The following is an 18,429-nucleotide window of genomic DNA, read 5'->3' as shown; positions in this document are numbered from 1 at the left end:
CCGCCCCTCAGCTCTTCAGGAGGTTCACGTCGTCGACCGAGGCCGACCGGCGGGTACGGAAGATCGCCACGATGATCGCGAGACCGACGACGACCTCGGCGGCCGCCACGACCATGACGAAGAACGCGAGCACCTGGCCGGTGAGCGTCCCGTGGATCCGGGAGAACGTCACGAGCAGCAGGTTCGTGGCGTTGAGCATGAGCTCGACACCCATGAACACGATGATCGCGTTCCGGCGCAGCAGCACCGTCGTCGCGCCGATCGCGAACAGGATCGTCGCGAGCACGAGGTAGTGGGTCAGGCTCATGCGTGCTCCTCCTGCTGCTCCGCACCGGCCTGCGCGGCACCCGGCAGCGGCGCGCCGTGGCTCGCCGTCTCCGGGTGGGCCGTGGGCGGTGGGGTCGGTTCGCCACCGGGCTCCGTCACGAGCACCGGCCGGTCGGCACCGCCGCCGGCCAGCACGCGGTCGATGCGGGCCGCGTACTCGCGGGCGTCCGCCTCCTGGCCGCGGATGCGCAGCACGCGCGGCACCGAGTGCTCCAGCGGGCGCCCGTCGGGCCCGAGCGCGGGCACGTCCATCGCGTTGTGCTTGGCGTACACGCCCGGCGCCGGGAGCGGCGTGAGCACGCCACCCGCCGCGACGCGCGCGTCCGCCCGCTCCTTCTGACCGACACGCGGCGTCAGGCGTGCCCGGTGCGTGAGGACGAGCGCGCCCAGCGCCGCCGTCACGAGCAGCGCGCCGACCACCTCGAACGCGAACACGTAGCTGCCGAACACGAGGTGCGCGATCGCCGTCGGGTTGTTCCCGCCGTTCGCCTGCTCCAGCCCGGTGGGCCGCCCGTACGTCGCCCGGCCGACGACGCCGACGAGCACGACCGCGAGGCCGACCCCCGCGAGCAGACCGATCCAGCGCTGGCCGCGGATCGTCTCGACGAGCGAGTCCGACGCGTCGACACCGACGAGCATGAGCACGAACAGGAAGAGCATCATCACGGCGCCGGTGTAGACGACCACCTGGACGACCCCGAGGAACACCGCGTCCTGCGCGACGTACATGAACGCCAGCGAGATCATCACGACCACGACGGCGAGGGCCGCATGCACGGCCTTGCGCGCGAACAGCAGGCCCAGCGCGGCGAGCACCATGATCGGCCCCAGGGTCCAGAACAGCGCCGCCTCGGCGGTCGTCGTGGTCCCGGCGTCGGTGAGCGACGTCAGCACGGCGGCGCTCACCTCGAGCCCTGCTTGGTCGCAGCGGCCACCGTCGCGGCCATCGCAGCCGCGGTCGGGGCGAGCTCGTTCGCCACGTCCAGCCCGGCACCGCCCGGCAGCGTCGGGTCGTCGGGACGGTGCTCCGCGACCCAGGCACGCTGCGCGTCCGTGGCGTGCGTGATCTCGCCCCGGTAGTAGTCCGTGTGCGTGGTGCCCTCGACCATCGGGTGCGGGGCGGCGAGCATGCCCTCCCGCAGCGGTGCGAGCAGGTCCTCCTTCTCCCAGATCATCCCCGCGCGGGTCGGACCGGCGAGCTCGTACTCGTTCGTCATCGTGAGCGCCCGGGTGGGGCACGCCTCGATGCACAGGCCGCAGAAGATGCAGCGCAGGTAGTTGATCTGGTAGACGCGGCCGTACCGCTCCCCCGGGCTGAACTGCGCGTCCGGGGTGTTGTCGCCGCCCTCGACGTAGATCGCGTCCGCCGGGCACGCCCACGCGCACAGCTCGCAGCCGATGCACTTCTCGAGGCCGTCCGCGTACCGGTTGAGCTGGTGGCGGCCGTGGTACCGGGGCTTGGCCGGCACCTTCTCCGACGGGTACTGCTCGGTGACGGTCTTGCGGAACATGTTCGACAGCGTCACGCCGAACCCGCCCACCGGGGCGAGCAGCTCCGCGAGGCCCGTGCGGGGCTCGATGAGCGACTGGTAGCCCTCGGGGGCCGGGGTCGCGACCTCGCCGCCCTTCGGGCGAGCGGCGACGGCCTTCGACGGCTGGCCGGCGGCTGCGGGCTTGCGGGCCTGCTGGCCGGCGGGCTTGCCCGTGGGCGCAGCCTTGCGGGCGGGCTTCGGCTTGTCAGCCACCGTGCACCTCCTGGGTGACCTGGGGGACGTCGGTCGTCGGGCTCGAGGCCGCGGAAGCGGCCTGGCGCTGCTTGCGCGGCGACGGCGGCAGCACCTGCCCGGGCAGCGGGGGCACGGGGTAGCCGCCCGCGAACGGATCGATGACCTCGGGCCCGGGTGGCCGCTTCGGGCCGGCCGGCGTCTTCTTCTCGGGGATCGCGAACGACACGAGCAGGCCGAGCAGCACGACTCCCGCGAGCACGAACAGCGTGGTCCGCAGGTCCAGCCCGGAGAACTGGCGCACGCCCTGCACGACCGCGACGCACACGACCCAGACGAGTGCGGCCGGGATGAGCACCTTCCACCCGAGCCGCATGAACTGGTCGTACCGGAAGCGGAGCACCGACCCACGGATCCAGACGAACAGGAACATGAAGAACCAGAGCTTCGCGAGGAACCACAGCACCGGCCACCAGCCGGTCTGCAGGAAGCTGTCCGCCGGGATGAACGGCGCCCGCCAGCCGCCGAAGAACAGCGTGGTCGCGACCGCCGAGACGTTGAGCATGTTGATGTACTCGGCGAGGAAGAACCACGCGAACTTCATCGACGAGTACTCGGTCATGTACCCGGAGACGAGCTCGCCCTCGGCCTCGGGGAGGTCGAACGGGAGCCGGTTCGTCTCGCCGACCATCGACATGAGATAGATGACGAACGCGGGCAGCAGCGGCAGGAACCACCAGACCTGCGTCTGGGAGTCCACGATCTGCGACGTCGACATCGACCCGGCCAGGATGAACACGCTGACCAGCGACAGGCCCATCGCGAGCTCGTACGAGATGACCTGCGCCGTGGAGCGCACCCCGCCCAGCAGCGGGTACGTCGAGTTCGACGACCAGCCGCCGAGCACGATGCCGTACACGCCGACCGACGCGCACGCGAGGATGTAGAGCACCGCGACCGGGAAGTCCGTCAGCTGCAGGGGCGTGACGTGCCCGAACATGTCGACGGCCGGCCCGAGCGGGATGACCGCGAACGTGAGCAGCGAGCAGAACACCGCGATCATCGGCGCGACGATGTAGACGAGCTTGTCGGCCGCCTTGACCGTGACGTCCTCCTTGACCAGGAGCTTCATCGCGTCGGCGAGCGACTGCAGGAGGCCGAACGGGCCGTGCACGTTGGGTCCGGGGCGGACCTGCATGCGGGCGACGACCTTGCGCTCGAACCAGATGGCGATGAGCACGCTCGTCAGCAGGAACACGATGATGCCGACGGCCTTGATGACCCAGATCCACCACGTGTCGTCGCTGAAGTCGGCCGTCACGGGTGCGACGGCGCCGCTCTCGGCGAACAGCAGGTGCCTCATGCCCCGACCTCCTCGTCACGACCAGGTGCATCGTCCTCGTCGCTGGTCCCCGCGGTGGCGACCTCGTGCGGCGCGGCGGCGATCCGCACCAGGTCCCCGGCGTCCGCGTGCAGCACGTCACGCACGTGGCTGCCGACCGAGTTCGTCGGGAGCCAGACCACGAGGTCGGGCATGTCCGTGAGGACCGCGGGCAGCGTGATGGTCCCGGCGTCGGTCGACACCGCCACGCGGTCGCCGTCGCGCAGCCCGAGCTGTTCGGCCGTGCCGGCGGACAGGCGCGCGACGGGCCGCTTCGCGGTGCCCGCGAGGAACGGCTCGCCGGACTGCAGCCGGCCCGCGTCGAGCAGCTGGTGCCACGTCGCGAGGACCGCGTGCCCGGGCTCCACGGCGGGCGGCTCGGGGGCGTCGACCGCGGGCGCCGCGATGCGGGCTCCGTCCCAGCCGCCGAGCTGGTCGAGCTCGGCGTGCACGGCCGCGAGCGACCCGAGCCCGAGCTCGACACCGAGCGCGTCGGCCAGCCGGTCGAGCACACGATGGTCGGCGAGCTCGTGCGAGACGAGCGCCTGCGGGAACGGCCGCGGCCGCCCCTCCCACGTGACGAACGTGCCGCCCTTCTCGACGGGCGGCGCGACCGGGAAGACGACGTCCGCGCGGTCGGTGACCTCCGAGCGGCGGACCTCGAGCGAGACGACGAACGGCACGCGGTCGAGCGCGGCCCGCGCGAGCGCGGGGTCGGGCAGGTCCGCGAGCTCCAGGCCGCCGACCACGAGTCCGCCGAGGCGACCGGCCGCGGCGTCGGCGAGGATCTCGCCCGTCGACCGTCCCGGGGTCTCCGGCAGGTGCTCGACGCCCCAGACCGCGGCGACGTCGACGCGCGCGGCGGAGTCGGCGACCGGGCGGCCGCCGGGCAGCAGCGTCGGCAGCAGGCCCACCTCGACGGCGGACCGCTCACCCACCCGGCGCGGCACCCACGCGAGGCGGGCACCGGTGCGGGCGGCGAGCCGCAGCGCGGCGGAGAACCCGCCCGCCACGGCGGCGAGCCGCTCGCCGACCAGGATCACGGCGCCGTCGGCCCCGAGCGCGTCGGCGGCGTCCGCGAGCACGTCGTCAGACGCACCGGCGACGATGCCGTCGAGCACCTCCGCCTCCGTGCCCGGCGCCGCCGCGAGCAGCGTGCCGGACAGCCGCTGCAAGCCACGGCTCTCGAGCGCGGCGACGGACAGCACGCGCGTCCGCTTCTTGACGACCGCGGTGCGCAGCCGCAGGAACGCGATCCCCGCCTCCTCCTCGGCCTCGAGGCCGACGAGCAGCACCGCTGGGGCCCGGTCGAGGTCGGCGAACGTCACCTCGAGCGTGCGGCCCGCGACGTGGTGGCCGAGGAAGGCCTCCTCCTCGGCCGAGTGCGGGCGCGCACGCCCGTCGACGTCGTTGGTGTCGAGCGCGACGCGCGCGAGCTTGGAGTACGCGTACGCGTCCTCCAGCGTGAGCCGGCCACCGGCCAGCACCGCGACGCCGACGGCCTCCTCGCGCGGGTCGACGGGCGCCTGCGCGGCGAGCAGCCCCGCGGCCGCGACGTCCAGGGCCTCGACCCAGCTGGCGGGCTCGAGCTCCCCGCGCGTGCCGTCGGCGTTGCGCGCGCGGACGAGGGGCGTGCGGATGCGGTCCGGCGCGGACTGCCACGCGAACGCGAAGCGGTCCTTGTCGGTGATCCACTCCTGGTTGACCGTGGGGTCGTCGCCCGCGAGGCGGCGCAGCACGACGCCGCGCCGGTGGTCGACCCGGATCGCCGAGCCCTGCGAGTCGTGCTCCGCGATGCTCGGGGTCGACACCAGGTCGAACGGGCGGGACCGGAACCGGTACGCGGCGCTCGTGAGGGCGCCGACCGGGCAGATCTGCACGGTGTTCCCGGAGAAGTACGACGCGAACGGGCGGCCGGCCGTGTCCTGCGTCGCCGCGCCGACCGGGGTCTCCCCCGCGAAGCCGAGCACGTCGGTGTCGAACGTGCCGATCTGCTGGTGCGCGCCGCGCTTCTGCAGGTCGATCCAGACGTCGCCTGCGACCTCCTCGGAGAACCGCGTGCAGCGCTGGCACAGCACGCACCGCTCGCGGTCGAGCAGGATCTGCGTCGAGATCGAGATCGGCTTGGGGAACGTGCGCTTGACGTCGACGAACCGGCTGGTCGCGCGGCCGTTCGACATGGCCTGGTTCTGCAGCGGGCACTCGCCGCCCTTGTCGCACACCGGGCAGTCGAGCGGGTGGTTGACGAGCAGCAGCTCCATGACGCCGTGCTGGGCCTTGTCGGCCTCCGCGGACGTGTGCTGCGTGCGCACCTCCATGCCTGGGGTGGCCTCGAGCGTGCAGGACGCCTGCGGCTTGGGCATCTTGGCGAGCTTGCCGTCGCGGCCCGGTGCCCAGACCTCGACGAGGCACTGGCGGCACGCGCCGGCCGGGGCCAGCAGCGGGTGGTCGCAGAACCGGGGGATCTGGATGCCCAGCTGCTCGGCGGCGCGGATGACGAGCGTGCCCTTGGCCACGGACGTCTCGATGCCGTCGATGCTGAACGTCACCGCGTCGGTGACCTCGGGCCGCGGCTCGACCGGCGCCGCGGGGACGAGCGGCGTGGAGGTGGCCGGCTGGGGCGACGTGATGGTCATGCGTGGACCCCCGCGAGCTGCGCGCCGCTGCGGCGCGGCGTGTAGGCGAACAACGAGCTGCGCTCGGGCGGGAAGAGCACGTCGGCGGGCGTGTGGGTGCCCGCCTCGAACTCGTCCCGGAAGTACTGGATGGCCGACGTGATCGGGCTCGTCGCGCCGTCGCCGAGCGCGCAGAACGCGCGGCCGAGGATGTTGTCGCAGAGGTCGAGCAGCAGGTCGATGTCGGCGCTCGTGCCGCGACCGGCCTCGAGCCGCTGCAGCACCTGGAGCAGCCAGTACGTGCCCTCGCGGCACGGCGTGCACTTGCCGCACGACTCGTGCTTGTAGAACTCGGTCCACCGCGTGACCGCACGGACCACCGACGTGGTCTCGTCGAAGATCTGCAGCGCGCGCGTGCCGAGCATGGACCCGGCGGCGCCGACCGACTCGTAGTCGAGCGGGACGTCGAGGTGCTCGGCCGTGAAGATCGGCGTCGACGAGCCGCCCGGCGTCCAGAACTTCAGCTCGTGCCCCTCGCGGATGCCGCCCGCCATGTCGAGCAGCTCGCGCAGCGTGATGCCGAGCGGCGCCTCGTACTGGCCGGGACGCGTCACGTGGCCGGACAGGCTGAACAGGCCGTGGCCGGTGGACCGCTCGGTGCCCATCTGCTTGAACCAGTCGGCACCGCCGACGACGATGCCGGGCACCGACGCGATCGACTCGACGTTGTTCACGACGGTCGGCCGCGCGTACAGGCCCGCGACGGCGGGGAACGGGGGCTTGAGCCGCGGCTGGCCGCGCAGGCCCTCGAGCGAGTCGAGCAGCGCGGTCTCCTCGCCGCAGATGTACGCGCCCGCACCGGAGTGCAGCGTGATGTCGAGGTCGAAGCCCGAGCCGAGGATGTTCGTGCCGAGGTACCCGGCCGCGTACGCCTCCTCGATGGACTTCAGCAGGCGGCGGTACACGTGCAGCACCTCGCCGCGCACGTAGACGAACGCGTGCCGGCAGCCGATCGCGTAGGACGTGATGATCATGCCCTCGATGAGGTGCTGCGGGCTGGCTATCATGAGCGGGATGTCCTTGCAGGTCCCCGGCTCGGACTCGTCGGCGTTGACGACGAGGTAGCGCGGGCCGCCGTCCGGCGCGGGCAGGAAGCCCCACTTCATGCCCGTCGGGAAGCCGGCGCCGCCACGACCGCGCAGGCCGGAGTCCTTGACCATCGTGACGACGTCGCCGGCCTGCATCGCCAGCGCGCGGCGCAGCCCCCGGTAGCCGCCGTTCGCCTCGTAGGTGCGAAGCGTCCAGGACCGGTCCTTGTCCCAGATGTCCGTGAGGACGGGGGTCAGGGTCGTCGCCATCACGACTCCTTCGCGTCGTCGGACTGCTGCTTGGTCTGCTGCTGCTCGGGCGACACGTCACCCGCGGTCGTCGCCGGCCGCTCGGCGCTCGACTGCTCGGCGCCCGGCTTCGGCGCGTGCGAGCCGCCCACCGCCTTCGTCGTGCGCGTCCCGCGCGCGGGCGTCGTGGTCGACGCCTCCGAGGCGACCGGGCGCTCCGCGACGGGCTTGCCCGCCTCGGCACCGCCGGGGAACGGCGGCGCCTCCCAGCCTTCCTGACGCGCCAGCGCGATGCCGCGCAGCGTCGGCTCGCCCGCCCCGACGCCCTCGTCGGCACGGCCGTCGCCGAATCCCGCGAGCACGCGGGACATCTCCTTGAACGTGCACACGCTGTCCGCGCCGCGCGTGGGCGTCACGGGCCGGCCCGCCTGGAGCTCGTCGGCGAGCGCGACGGCGGAGTCGGGCGTCTGGTTGTCGAAGAACTCCCAGTTGACCATCACGACCGGCGCGTAGTCGCACGCGGCGTTGCACTCGACGCGCTCGAGCGTGATCGCGCCGTCGTCGGTCGTCTCGTCGTGCCCGACGCCCAGGTGGTCGGACAGCTCCTCCCAGATGGCGTCGCCGCCCATGATCGCGCACAGCGTGTTGGTGCAGACACCGACCGTGTACGTGCCGTTGGGGTGGCGCTTGTACTGCGTGTAGAACGTCGCGACGGCCGACACCTCGGCGGTCGTCAGGCCCAGCTCGGCGGCGCAGAACGCGATGCCGCGCGGGCTGACGTAGCCGTCCTCCGACTGCACGAGGTGCAGCATCGGGAGCAGCGCCGACCGCTCCTGCGGGTAGCGCGCGCGGATCTGCGCCGCGTCGGCGGCCAGCCGCGCGCGCGTCTCGTCGTCGTACCCCGTCCGGTGGGTCTGCCCGGGCGTGCGGGCCTCCGGAACCTGCTCGACCGACATCAGCGGTCCACCCCTCCCAGCACCGGGTCGAGCGACGCGACGGCGACGACGACGTCGGCCACCTGCCCGCCCTCGCACATGATCGACGTGGCCTGCAGGTTGTTGAACGACGGGTCCCGGAAGTGCGCACGGTAGGGGCGCGTGCCGCCGTCCGACACGAGGTGCACACCGAGCTCGCCGCGCGGGTGCTCCACCGACTGGAACACCTGGCCGGCCGGCACCCGGAAGCCCTCCGTCACCAGCTTGAAGTGGTGGATCAGGGCCTCCATGGACGTGCCCATGATCTCGCGGATGTGGTCGAGCGAGTTGCCCATGCCGTCCGCGCCGATCGCGAGCTGCGCGGGCCACGCGACCTTCTTGTCGGCCACCATGACCGGCTGGCCCGCCGTCCGCTGCAGGCGTTCGAGCGTCTGCTCGACGATGTGCATGGACTGGTAGCACTCCTCGAGCCGCAGCACGACGCGCGACCACGAGTCGGCCTCCTGCGACACCGGGACCTCGAAGTCGTACGTCTCGTACCCGCAGTACGGCGCGGCCTTGCGCACGTCGTACGGCAGGCCCGCCGAGCGCAGCACCGGGCCGGTGATGCCGAGCGCCATGCAGCCCGACAGCCCGAGGTACCCGACGTTCTTGAGGCGCAGGTGCAGGATCGGGTTGGCCAGCATGAGGTCCTCGAGCTGGCGCAGGTAGTGCCGCACCGAGGCGAGGGCCTCCCGGATCGTGTCGATCGACCCGGGAGGGATGTCCTGGGCGACGCCGCCGGGGCGGATGAACGCGTGGTTCATGCGCAGGCCCGTGATGAGCTCGAAGACCTTGAGGATCTCCTCGCGGGCCGTGAAGCCCACGGTCATGATCGTCGTCGCGCCGAGCTCGTTGCCGCCCGTCGCCAGGCACACCAGGTGCGACGTGATGCGGTTGAGCTCCATGAGCAGCACCCGAATGACGCTCGCACGCTCGGGGACGTCGTCCGTGATGCCGAGCAGCTTCTCGACGGCGAGGCAGTACGCCGCCTCCTGGAACAGCGGCGCGACGTAGTCCATGCGGGTGCAGAACGTCACGCCCTGGGTCCAGGTGCGGAACTCCATGTTCTTCTCGATGCCGGTGTGCAGGTAGCCGATGCCCGCGCGGGCCTCGGTCACCGTCTCGCCGTCGATCTCGAGCATGAGCCGGAGCACGCCGTGCGTCGACGGGTGCTGCGGGCCCATGTTGACGACGATGCGCTCCTCGCCGAGCCGGGCCGCCTCCTCGGCGATGTCCGACCAGTCGCCGCCGGACGCCTCGAACATCGGGACGCCCGTCGTCTCGTCGTCGTGCACCGGACGCGTGGCGTGGGGGGTGGTGGTGCTCATGAGTAGGACCTCCGCTGGTCCGGGGGCGGCACGGTGGCGCCCTTGTACTCGACCGGGATGCCGCCGAGGGGGTAGTCCTTGCGCTGCGGGTGACCCGGCCAGTCGTCGGGCATCTCGATGCGTGCCAGACCGGGGTGGCCGTCGAACACGAGCCCGAAGAAGTCGAACACCTCGCGCTCGTGCCAGTCGTTCGCCGGGTACACCGACGTGGTCGACGGGATGTGCGGGTCGCCGTCGGGAGCCGTGACCTCGAACCTCAGCCGGCGGCCGTGCGTCACCGAGACCACGTGGTAGACGGCGTGCAGCTCCTTGCCGGTCTCGTGGGGGTAGTGCACGCCGCTGACGCCGAGGCTCAGCTCGAACCGCAGGTCGGGGTCGTCACGCAGCGCCTGGGCGACGGCCACCACGTGCTCGCGTGCGACGTGCAGCGTGAGCTCCTCGCGGTCGACGACGACCGACTCGACGGCCGCCGCGAAGCCCGTGCCGTTCTCGTCGAGCACCTCGGCGAGCACGTCGACGACCTCGTCGAACCAGCCGCCGTACGGCCGCTCGCTCGGCCCGGGCAGCACCACGGGGACGACGAGCCCGCCGAAGCCCGACGTGTCGCCCGTGCCGTGCGCGCCGAACATGCCGCTGCGGACGTCGACGACCTCCAGGGGCGTGCGCGCCGCCGGGACGTGCTGGCCGCCGGCCTCGAGCGCGGTCGCCGTCGTCCGCTGGGCGCCCGTCGTGGCCTCGCCCGGCTTGACCGCGTCCGCGGCGTCCTTCTTCAGGTCCTTGTCCTCGCTCATCGCAGCAGCCCCGTCATGTGCGACGTCGGCGTGGCCTCGAGCGCGGCTGCCTCCGCCGCCGCGGCCGCCTCGGCCCGGTTCACGCCCAGCGGGCTGTTCTGGATCTGGTCGTGCAGCGCGAGGATCGCGTTGATGAGCATCTCGGGCCGCGGCGGGCAGCCGGGCAGGTAGATGTCGACCGGGACGACGTGGTCGACGCCCTGCACGATCGCGTAGTTGTTGAACATGCCGCCGCTGCTCGCGCAGACGCCCATCGACAGGACCCACTTGGGCTCGGACATCTGGTCGTAGACCTGGCGGACGACGGGGGCCATCTTCTGGCTCACCCGGCCGGCCACGATCATCAGGTCGGCCTGACGCGGCGACGCGCGAAAGACCTCCATGCCGAACCGCGACAGGTCGTACCGCGGCGCGCCGGCGGCCATCATCTCGATCGCGCAGCACGCCAGGCCGAACGTGACCGGCCACAGCGAACCCTTGCGGAAGTAGCCGACCAGGTCCTCGATCGTCGTCAGCAGGAAACCCGAGGGTGCTTCCTCGATCCCCATGTCAGTCCTCCCCTCGTGCGCGGCCGGTGCGTGTGCTCGTCGACCTCAGTCCCACTCGAAGCCACCCCGCCGCCACTCGTAGACGAACGGCACCGTGATGAGCACCAGGAACCCGAGCATCGCGACGAGCCCGAACACCGCCAGGTCGGCGAAGCTCACGGCCCACGGGTAGAGGAAGACGACCTCGATGTCGAAGACGATGAACGTCATCGCGACCAGGTAGTACTTGATCGGGAACCGGCCGCCGCCGACGGCGTGCGGCGTCGGCTGGATGCCGCACTCGTAGGCCTCGAGCTTCGCGCGGTTGTACCGCTTCGGGCCGATGAGCGCGCTCGCGCCGACCCCGCCGAGAGCGAGCACGGCGGCGATGCCCATCAGCACGAGCAGCGGCACGTACGGGTTCGTCATCGCGCGTCATCTCCTCTTCGTCGAGGTGGCCGGAGGGCCAGGTGGGTCAGGCGTCGGGGGCGATACGGGACAGGCCGGCGATGACCCGGTCGATCGCGTCCCCGCCGCGCGGTTCGTAACAGTCGGACAGGAGCTTGAGCACGAACCGCATGATCAGCGGTCTCGGCAGCCCGTGCTTGGTGAGGAGCCGCATGACCTGCGGGTGCTCGATGATCTTCACGAACTGGCGGCCGAGCGTGTAGTAGCCGCCGAGGTCGTCCTTCATGCGGCGCTGGTAGGTCGCGAACGCCCGCTCGCGTCCCGCGGCCGTCCCGCGTGCGAGGCCCTGGCTGATCGCGTCGGCGGCGACCCGGCCGGCCTGCAGGCCGTACGCGATGCCCTCGCCGTTGAACGGGCTCACCATCCCCGCGCTGTCGCCCGCGAGCATGAGCCCGTTGCCGTACAGGGGACCGCGGTTGAACCCCATCGGGAGCGCGGCGCCGCGCACCGGTCCGAGCTGGTTGTCGTCGGTGAACTGCCACTCGGCGGGGGCGTTGCGCATCCACGCGGCGAACAGCGACTTGTAGTCGACCTTGGTCGCGGCGGCCGTCGAGCTCACCGAGCCCAGGCCGACGTTCACGGTGCCGTCGCCCAGCGAGAAGATCCAGCCGTACCCCGGCATGAGGTTGCTGCGGCCGGGCTCGCCGTCCCACAGCTCCAGGTGGCTCTCCATCCACGGGTCGTCGTGCCGCGGCGAGCGGAAGTACGTGCGGACCGCGACGCCCATGGGACGGTCGTCGCGCTTCTGCAGGCCCATCCCCGTGGCCAGCCGGGCGGACACGCCGTCGGCCGCGATCACGACGGGCGCGCGGTAGGTGACCTCGTCGCCTGCGCGGCGACCGTCGTCGTCCACCGGCCGGGCCGTGACGCCGACGACGCGTCCCGTGCGCTCGTCGCGCACCGGGCCCGTGACGTTGGTGTGCTCGAGCAGCTTGGCGCCCGCCGCACGAGCGTGCGACGCGAGCGTGTGGTCGAACGACGTGCGGGCCTTCGCCAGGCCGTACGACGGATAGCTCGACAGCTCGGGCCACGGCAGCTCGAGCCGGTGGCCGCCGCCCAGGACCCGCAGGCCCCGGTTGCGGATCCAGCCGTCCTGCTCGCGGATCGGCACGCCCATGCGGACGAGCTCGGCGACCGCGCGGGGCGTCAGGCCGTCGCCGCAGATCTTGTCGCGCGGGAACGACGCCTTCTCCAGGAGCAGCACGTCGAGGCCCGCCGAGGCGCAGTGGAACGCGGCAGAGGACCCTGCGGGGCCCGCGCCCACGACGATGACGTCGGCGTCATCGGTCGTCGGGTTTTCCACGGTCGGCTCCACTTGTGACGTTGTTCACGTGCGGCTCTGGGCGAGTGTAATCACGGTCACTGAGCATGTCTGCGAAGGCAATCCTTACCCGCGACCCGAGCCTGCCGCACGGCCCGTGATCTCGCGGTTCACGATCTCTTCACAGCATGTGCGGCCCGCGCGTCAGGCCGGCTTGGTGCCCCGGTGCAGTGCGACCACGCCGCCCGTGAGATTCCGGTACGCGACGTGCGTCCAGCCGACCGCCTTGATCTGCAGACCCAGCTGGTGCTGGTCCGGCCACTCCCGGATCGACTCCGCGAGGTACACGTACGCCTCCGGCTCCTTGGACACCGCGCGGGCCACCGGCGGCAGCGCCCTCATGAGGTAGTTCGTGTAGACCATCCGGAACGGCTTGAACGTCGGGCGCGAGAACTCGCACACCACGAGGCGCCCGCCCGGCTTCGTCACGCGCAGCAGCTCCTCGAGCGCGCGCCGCACGTCGGTGACGTTGCGCAGGCCGAACGACATCGTCACCGCGTCGAACGACTCGTCCGCGAACGGCAGGTGCAGCGCGTCGCCCGCCACGAACGGCAGGTCAGGACGGCGCTCCTTGCCGACGCCCAGCATGCCGAGGGACAGGTCGCACGGGATCGCGCGCACGCCCTTGTCGGCCAGCGGCTCGGTCGACGTGCCCGTCCCGGCGGCCAGGTCGAGCACCGTCTCGCCCGGGCGCGCGTCGAGCGCGGCGAGCGTCGCCTTGCGCCACGCGCGGTCCTGGCCGAGCGAGATCACGTCGTTGGTGCGGTCGTAGCGCGGCGCGACGGCGTCGAACATCTTCGCGACGTCGTGGGGTTCCTTGTCCAGGTCGGCACGGGGCATGGGGCCCATCGTCGCAGGTCCCGCTCCCCCGCCGCACGGGCGCGCGGACGGGTGACGTCCCTGTGAGCGTGCTGAGGACGTCGTGCACGCCACACCCCGCCCGGCGGGCGGCACCCGGCGCGAGGCATACGCTGGAAGCGATGAGCTCGCTGACCTCCGCCCCCACGGACGCGGTCCCGCAGCCTCTGGTGGTCCGGACGGTCGCGCTCGACGACCTCGCGGGCGGCCAGGGTGCGCCCGACCCGGCCGATCTTCTCGACCTCCTGCCGTCCGACGCGCCCCTCGCCTGGGTGCGTCGCGGCGACGGCCTCGTCGCCTGGGGCGAGACGCTCCGGATCCCCGTGTCCGGCCCCCACCGGTTCGCCGCCGCCGAGCGCGCCTGGCAGGACGTGCTGCGGCACGCGGTCGTGCGCGACGAGGTGCGCGTGCCCGGCACCGGGCCCGTGGCGTTCGGGTCGTTCGCGTTCGACGAGACGTCGCCCGTCGGCGGGGTCGTCGTCGTGCCGCGCGTCGTGGTCGGCCGGCGCGGCGGGCGGTCGTGGCTCACGACCATCACGTCGGGCGCCCACCTGTCGCCCGCCCCGACGCTCGCCGACGTCGTCGGTCCGCGCGTCCCGCCGATCGACCCCGGCGACGTCGTCTACGGCGACGGCGCCGTGAGCGCGGACGGGTGGCGCGACGTCGTCGCGCAGGGCATCGCGGCCATCAAGGCCGGCGAGGTCGACAAGGTCGTCCTGGCGCGCGACGTGCACGCCCGGACCGAGCACCCCCTCGACGTGCGGTGGGCGCTCGACCGGCTCGCGGAGCGCTACCCCTCGTGCTGGACGTTCAGCGTCGACGGCCTGGTCGGTGCGACCCCGGAGCTGCTCGTCCGGTCCGAGAAGGGCCTCGTCACGTCGCGCGTGCTCGCGGGCACGATCCGCCGGACCGGCGACGACGACGCCGACGTCGCGCACGCGGCGATCCTCGCCCACTCGTCGAAGGACCTCGAGGAGCACGAGTACGCGGTGCAGTCCGTCGCGCGCGCGCTCGAGCCGTTCTGCTCGTCGACCAACGTGCCCGACGTGCCGTTCGTCCTGCACCTGCCGAACGTGCTCCACCTCGCGTCCGACGTCACGGGTGTGCTCGCGGCGCCGGGCGGCACCGCCGCGCACCCGTCGTCGCTCGCGCTCGCCGCCGCGCTCCACCCGACCGCCGCCGTGTGCGGCACGCCCACGCAGGCCGCCCGCGAGCTCATCCGCCGCGTCGAGGGCATGGACCGTGGCCGCTACGCCGGCCCCGTGGGCTGGTTCGGGGCCGACGGCGACGGCGAGTGGGGCATCGCGCTGCGCTCCGCCCAGCTCGACCCGGACGACCCGCGCCAGGTCCGGCTGTTCGCCGGCTGCGGCATCGTCGCCGCGTCCGACCCCGCCGCCGAGCTCGCGGAGTCCGAGGCGAAGCTCGTCCCCATGCGGCACGCGCTCGGCCGGGACGCCAGCGACAGCTGACCCGGCCGAGCGCGGTGCGTGTCGGTGCCCGAAGGGGAGCGGGCGCCGACGGGGTGCGGCCCGGGGATGTGAGCCGCTGGTCGAGCCCGGTGACCGGTCGGCGCGTCGGGGCGCGGACCGGTCACCGGGTGTCGGGGATCAGCCCTGGCCCTGCTCCTGGTACCACTTCCAGAGCTGCTCGGGGTCGAGCCCGCCGGGCAGGCCGCTCGGGCCGCCGTCCTGGCCCTGCTGACCCTGCTGGCCCTGGCCCTGCGGCGCCTGCTGGGCGGTCTCCTTCTTGACGGCGAGCGTCACGTCGACGTCGCTCGCCTTGCCGTCGCGGACGATCGTCAGCTTCGCCTCCGCGCCGGACGCGAGCGCCCGGACGTAGGCCGTGAGCGACTCCGCGCCGCCGACCGGCTTGCCGTCGATCGCGACGATGACGTCGTCGGCCTGCACACCGGCCTTGGCGGCGGGCGAGCCGTCCGTCACCTCCTGGACGACCGCGCCACGGCGCGTCACGCCGTCGGCCGTCGCCGTGCCGTCCGTCAGGCTCACGCCGAGGAACGCGTGCTCGGCCGAGCCGTCGTCGACGAGCTGCGACGCGATGTTCTTCACCAGGTCGACGGGGATCGCGAAGCCGAGGCCGATCGAGCCGGACTGCTGCGACAGCGTCGCGATCGACGAGTTGATGCCGATGACCCGGCCCTGCGCGTCGAACAGCGGACCGCCCGAGTTGCCGGGGTTCACCGCGGCGTCGATCTGGATCGCGTTCGTCACGGTCGCCTCGCCGCCGTTCTCGCCCGTGGTCGACACGGGACGGTCGACCGCGGACACGATGCCGGTCGTGACCGTGTTGGCCAGGCCGAGCGGGTTGCCGACCGCCATGACGGGCTGACCGACGACGACCTTGGCCGAGTCGCCGAGCGCGGCCGGCTTGAGGTCCGACGGCGGGTCGGTGAGCTTGATGACCGCGAGGTCCGTGGTCGGGTCCGTGCCGACGACCGTCGCCTTGAACAGGCGGCCGTCCGTGAGCGTCACCTGGACGTCGCCCTGCGCACCGGCGACCACGTGGTTGTTGGTGACGACGTGGCCATGGTCGTCGATGATGACGCCCGAGCCCTGCGCGCCGCCCTGGTCCGTCGTGACCTCGATCGCGACGACCGCCGGGGCGACGGCCTTCGAGACCGCCTCCCAGTCCGGGTTGTCGTTCGTCGAGCCCGACACCGGGACCGCGTCGTTCGAGGACTGGCCGATCGTCGCGAGCGACGCCGGGTGCGAGCCGCTGGCGGTGTCGCCGTCGGCGAGCGCGTGCGTCACGCCCGCGGTCAGGCCCGCCGCAAGGATCGCCGCGGCGGCCGCGGCACCCGTCACGGGGAGCCAGACGCTGCGCTTGCGCGGCTGCGTGGCGGTCGGGGCGGCGTACGGGCCGAAGGCCGCGCCGGTGTGGCCCGGCTGGCCGGGCTGGCGGGGGTGCTGCGGCTGGCCCTGCGCCTGGTGCTGGCCCGCGGCCCACTGGGCGTACGCCGCGCGGCGCTGGGCGTCCTGCGCGGCCTCGTAGGCGGCGCGCTGGTCCGCCGGCGCGGCGGGGTGCGGCGGCTGGAACGGGTTGGTCGGGTGCTGCGCCTGCGCGACCGGCTGCGCGGGCTGCTGGGGAGCCTGCTGCGGTGCCGGGGTCGCGGGAAGCGGCTGCGTCGCGCCGACCGGGGCGGTCGGCAGCGGCTGCGTCGCCTCGACCGGCGGGATCGGCTGGGTCGGGTTCGCCTGCGGGTGCTGCGGGCCGTGCTCGGGGGTGCTGGTCATCGTGGGTGCCCTCCTTGGTCGTGGACCATCACACCCGAGCGCGCTGGAGGGAGCCTTCAGGGAACCTGGGAATCACCTGCGAGTTCTGCATGAGTCCCGGCGAGCCCGCATCGGCTCGCCGAGACGGGACTCAGGACAGCGCGCGGTCCACCGCCGACGCGACGGCGCCCTGCAGCCGCTCACCCAGCTCGCGCCGGCCCGCCCGGTCCACACGCACCTCGACGAGGCTGAGACCGGGGCCCGTCGTCGTGAGGGCGGGCAGCAGGCCGTCGACGTCGCCGACGCGCGTGTGCCGCACGCCGTACGCCGCGCACAGCGCCGCGAGGTCCACGCCGTGCGGCGTGCCGAACACCCGCTCGAAGTGCTCGGCGCGCGACGGCTCGCCCGGCTCGAGCGTCGAGAAGATCGACCCGCCGTCGTCGTTCGCGACGACGAGCTGAAGGTCCACCACGCGCTCCAGCGGGCCGCGCAGCAGGCCGCCGACGTCGTGCAGGAACGTGAGGTCCCCGAGCAGCGCGCGCACCCGGCGGTGCGGCAGCCCGAGTGCGACGCCCGCCGCGGTCGACACCGTGCCGTCGATCCCGGCCAGGCCGCGGTTCGCGAGCACGAGCGGCGGGGTCGTCCAGCGTGCCGTGAGGTCCAGGTCGCGCACCGGGTTCGACGAGCCCACGACGAGCGCGTCCGTCGGGAGGCTCACCCGGGCGACCGCGCGCGCGAGCGCGGGGCCGGTGACGCGCGGGCCGCTGCGTGAGCGGGGTCCGTGCTCGCCGGCGTCGAGGACCTCGTCGATCGCGGCCGCGGCCGCGGCGTCGGCGGCCTGCCACTGCTCGAGCCACCCCTCGGGCGCGCCCATCCGGCCCTGACGCATCCGGGGCGGCACGTCGAGCAGCACCTCGGAGGCGTTGCGGGCCGCGTCGGTCCAGTCGGCGCCGCGGGGCGCGAGGACGACGACCTCGACGTCCGCCCGCCCGAGCAGCCGCTGCACCGGGCGCGACAGGGTCGGCCGCCCGACGACCACCGCTCGGCGGACCGCCCCGCCGAGCCGCTCGTCGGCGAGCAGCAGCCGGTAGGCCGCGATGGCGTTCGCCCCACCCCGCACGCCCGACGACGGCTCGGCGAGCAGCGGCCAGCCGTTCACCTCGGCGAGGCGGCGGGCCCACGGTCCGGCGCCGTCACCCGCCACCAGCACGGTCGGCACGCCGCGGCGCCGGGTCCGCGTGGGTGCGGGGTCGTCGGCGTCCGCTGACGTGCGCGCCGGGTCGACGACAGCCGGCAGGGCGCCCGTCGCGGGCCCGCCGGACGCCGGCCCGCGGCCGTGCACGTGCGACAGCCCGGACGTGCCGGCGGGCGGCCACGGCTCGTCGCCGGGGACGAGCGGCTCGCGGAACGCGAGGTTGAGGTGCACGGGCCCCGGGTCGGCGCCGGTCGCCGCGTTCACGTCGTCGGCGCAGTTCTTGGTCGCCAGCTTCGACGGTTCGACGTCTTCGGATGCCGAGGGTCCGATCGCCTCGTACGGCTGGGACT

Annotated in this window: 16 protein-coding genes; 1 reads left to right on the top strand and 15 read right to left on the bottom strand. The window is 73.3% G+C overall.

All coding sequences use genetic code 11. The annotated features are described in order from the left end of the window. Positions 1-7: 7 nt before the first annotated feature. From nuoK to J7523_RS08485, 13 genes are all read right to left on the bottom strand, one after another. Positions 8-307: an NADH-quinone oxidoreductase subunit NuoK gene (nuoK, locus tag J7523_RS08545; RefSeq protein ID WP_291884916.1), complete on the bottom strand. Its 300-nt coding sequence runs from the start codon at positions 305-307 to the stop codon at positions 8-10. Further along, positions 304-1,233, bottom strand: a complete 930-nt coding sequence (locus tag J7523_RS08540) for an NADH-quinone oxidoreductase subunit J (protein ID WP_291884913.1) — start codon at positions 1,231-1,233, stop codon at positions 304-306. Before J7523_RS08540 ends, nuoK begins: the two co-directional genes overlap by 4 nt. Continuing rightward, the gene (gene nuoI, locus J7523_RS08535; RefSeq protein ID WP_291885132.1) at positions 1,230-1,907 is read right to left on the bottom strand and encodes an NADH-quinone oxidoreductase subunit NuoI; all 678 of its coding nucleotides are present in this window, start codon (positions 1,905-1,907) and stop codon (positions 1,230-1,232) included. The genes J7523_RS08540 and nuoI overlap by 4 nt, the downstream gene beginning before the upstream one ends. Before the next feature lie 157 nt (positions 1,908-2,064). Then, on the bottom strand, positions 2,065-3,414 hold the full coding sequence (gene nuoH, locus J7523_RS08530) for an NADH-quinone oxidoreductase subunit NuoH (protein ID WP_291884910.1): 1,350 nt from the start codon (positions 3,412-3,414) through the stop codon (positions 2,065-2,067). Next, positions 3,411-6,068, bottom strand: a complete 2,658-nt coding sequence (locus J7523_RS08525) for an NADH-quinone oxidoreductase subunit G (protein ID WP_291884908.1) — start codon at positions 6,066-6,068, stop codon at positions 3,411-3,413. Before J7523_RS08525 ends, nuoH begins: the two co-directional genes overlap by 4 nt. Beyond that, positions 6,065-7,405, bottom strand: a complete 1,341-nt coding sequence (gene nuoF / locus J7523_RS08520; protein WP_291884905.1) for an NADH-quinone oxidoreductase subunit NuoF — start codon at positions 7,403-7,405, stop codon at positions 6,065-6,067. The genes J7523_RS08525 and nuoF overlap by 4 nt, the downstream gene beginning before the upstream one ends. Continuing rightward, positions 7,405-8,340: an NADH-quinone oxidoreductase subunit NuoE gene (gene nuoE, locus J7523_RS08515; RefSeq protein WP_291884902.1), complete on the bottom strand. Its 936-nt coding sequence runs from the start codon at positions 8,338-8,340 to the stop codon at positions 7,405-7,407. Before nuoE ends, nuoF begins: the two co-directional genes overlap by 1 nt. Beyond that, a complete protein-coding gene (locus tag J7523_RS08510; RefSeq protein WP_291884898.1) occupies positions 8,340-9,689 on the bottom strand; it encodes an NADH-quinone oxidoreductase subunit D in 1,350 nt (449 codons plus the stop codon). The genes nuoE and J7523_RS08510 overlap by 1 nt, the downstream gene beginning before the upstream one ends. Next, on the bottom strand, positions 9,686-10,480 hold the full coding sequence (locus J7523_RS08505) for an NADH-quinone oxidoreductase subunit C (protein WP_291884895.1): 795 nt from the start codon (positions 10,478-10,480) through the stop codon (positions 9,686-9,688). The genes J7523_RS08510 and J7523_RS08505 overlap by 4 nt, the downstream gene beginning before the upstream one ends. Then, entirely contained in the window at positions 10,477-11,028 is a 552-nt protein-coding gene (locus tag J7523_RS08500; protein WP_291884892.1) for an NADH-quinone oxidoreductase subunit B, read from the bottom strand. The genes J7523_RS08505 and J7523_RS08500 overlap by 4 nt, the downstream gene beginning before the upstream one ends. A 45-nt stretch (positions 11,029-11,073) precedes the next feature. Further along, positions 11,074-11,436 (bottom strand): NADH-quinone oxidoreductase subunit A, encoded by a 363-nt coding sequence (locus J7523_RS08495; RefSeq protein ID WP_291884889.1) that lies wholly within the window; start codon positions 11,434-11,436, stop codon positions 11,074-11,076. 46 nt (positions 11,437-11,482) lie between these two features. Continuing rightward, positions 11,483-12,778, bottom strand: coding sequence for a geranylgeranyl reductase family protein (locus J7523_RS08490; protein WP_291884884.1), 1,296 nt, complete (start codon positions 12,776-12,778; stop codon positions 11,483-11,485). A gap of 162 nt (positions 12,779-12,940) precedes the next feature. Then, complete coding sequence (locus tag J7523_RS08485; RefSeq protein WP_291884881.1) at positions 12,941-13,636, bottom strand: demethylmenaquinone methyltransferase; 696 nt, start codon at positions 13,634-13,636, stop codon at positions 12,941-12,943. A gap of 140 nt (positions 13,637-13,776) precedes the next feature. Between J7523_RS08485 and J7523_RS08480 the strand changes: the two genes are divergently transcribed. Continuing rightward, a complete protein-coding gene (locus J7523_RS08480) occupies positions 13,777-15,123 on the top strand; it encodes an isochorismate synthase (RefSeq protein ID WP_291884878.1) in 1,347 nt (448 codons plus the stop codon). A 138-nt stretch (positions 15,124-15,261) separates the two neighbouring features. Here J7523_RS08480 and J7523_RS08475 read toward each other — a convergent pair whose 3' ends face one another. Beyond that, entirely contained in the window at positions 15,262-16,905 is a 1,644-nt protein-coding gene (locus J7523_RS08475; RefSeq protein WP_291884875.1) for a trypsin-like peptidase domain-containing protein, read from the bottom strand. A 130-nt stretch (positions 16,906-17,035) separates the two neighbouring features. Further along, positions 17,036-18,429, bottom strand: a 1,394-nt coding sequence (locus J7523_RS08470) for a thiamine pyrophosphate-dependent enzyme (RefSeq protein WP_291884871.1), incomplete at its 5' end; no start/stop codon positions are given.

It is taken from the genome of Cellulomonas sp. (assembly GCF_017744555.1).
Taxonomy (GTDB): Bacteria; Actinomycetota; Actinomycetes; order Actinomycetales; family Cellulomonadaceae; genus Cellulomonas.
This window is presented reverse-complemented; position numbering and strand designations above follow the sequence as displayed.

Excerpts from the sequence above, each read along its gene's own strand:
- nuoK (WP_291884916.1), bottom strand. The coding sequence starts at position 307 with ATGAGCCTGACCCACTACCTCGTGCTCGCGACGATCCTGTTCGCGATC.
- nuoH (WP_291884910.1), bottom strand. The coding sequence starts at position 3,414 with ATGAGGCACCTGCTGTTCGCCGAGAGCGGCGCCGTCGCACCCGTGACG.
- J7523_RS08525 (WP_291884908.1), bottom strand. The coding sequence starts at position 6,068 with ATGACCATCACGTCGCCCCAGCCGGCCACCTCCACGCCGCTCGTCCCC.
- nuoF (WP_291884905.1), bottom strand. The coding sequence starts at position 7,405 with ATGGCGACGACCCTGACCCCCGTCCTCACGGACATCTGGGACAAGGAC.
- nuoE (WP_291884902.1), bottom strand. The coding sequence starts at position 8,340 with ATGTCGGTCGAGCAGGTTCCGGAGGCCCGCACGCCCGGGCAGACCCAC.
- J7523_RS08510 (WP_291884898.1), bottom strand. The coding sequence starts at position 9,689 with ATGAGCACCACCACCCCCCACGCCACGCGTCCGGTGCACGACGACGAG.
- J7523_RS08505 (WP_291884895.1), bottom strand. The coding sequence starts at position 10,480 with ATGAGCGAGGACAAGGACCTGAAGAAGGACGCCGCGGACGCGGTCAAG.
- J7523_RS08500 (WP_291884892.1), bottom strand. The coding sequence starts at position 11,028 with ATGGGGATCGAGGAAGCACCCTCGGGTTTCCTGCTGACGACGATCGAG.
- J7523_RS08495 (WP_291884889.1), bottom strand. The coding sequence starts at position 11,436 with ATGACGAACCCGTACGTGCCGCTGCTCGTGCTGATGGGCATCGCCGCC.
- J7523_RS08485 (WP_291884881.1), bottom strand. The coding sequence starts at position 13,636 with ATGCCCCGTGCCGACCTGGACAAGGAACCCCACGACGTCGCGAAGATG.
- J7523_RS08480 (WP_291884878.1), top strand. The coding sequence starts at position 13,777 with ATGAGCTCGCTGACCTCCGCCCCCACGGACGCGGTCCCGCAGCCTCTG.
- J7523_RS08475 (WP_291884875.1), bottom strand. The coding sequence starts at position 16,905 with ATGACCAGCACCCCCGAGCACGGCCCGCAGCACCCGCAGGCGAACCCG.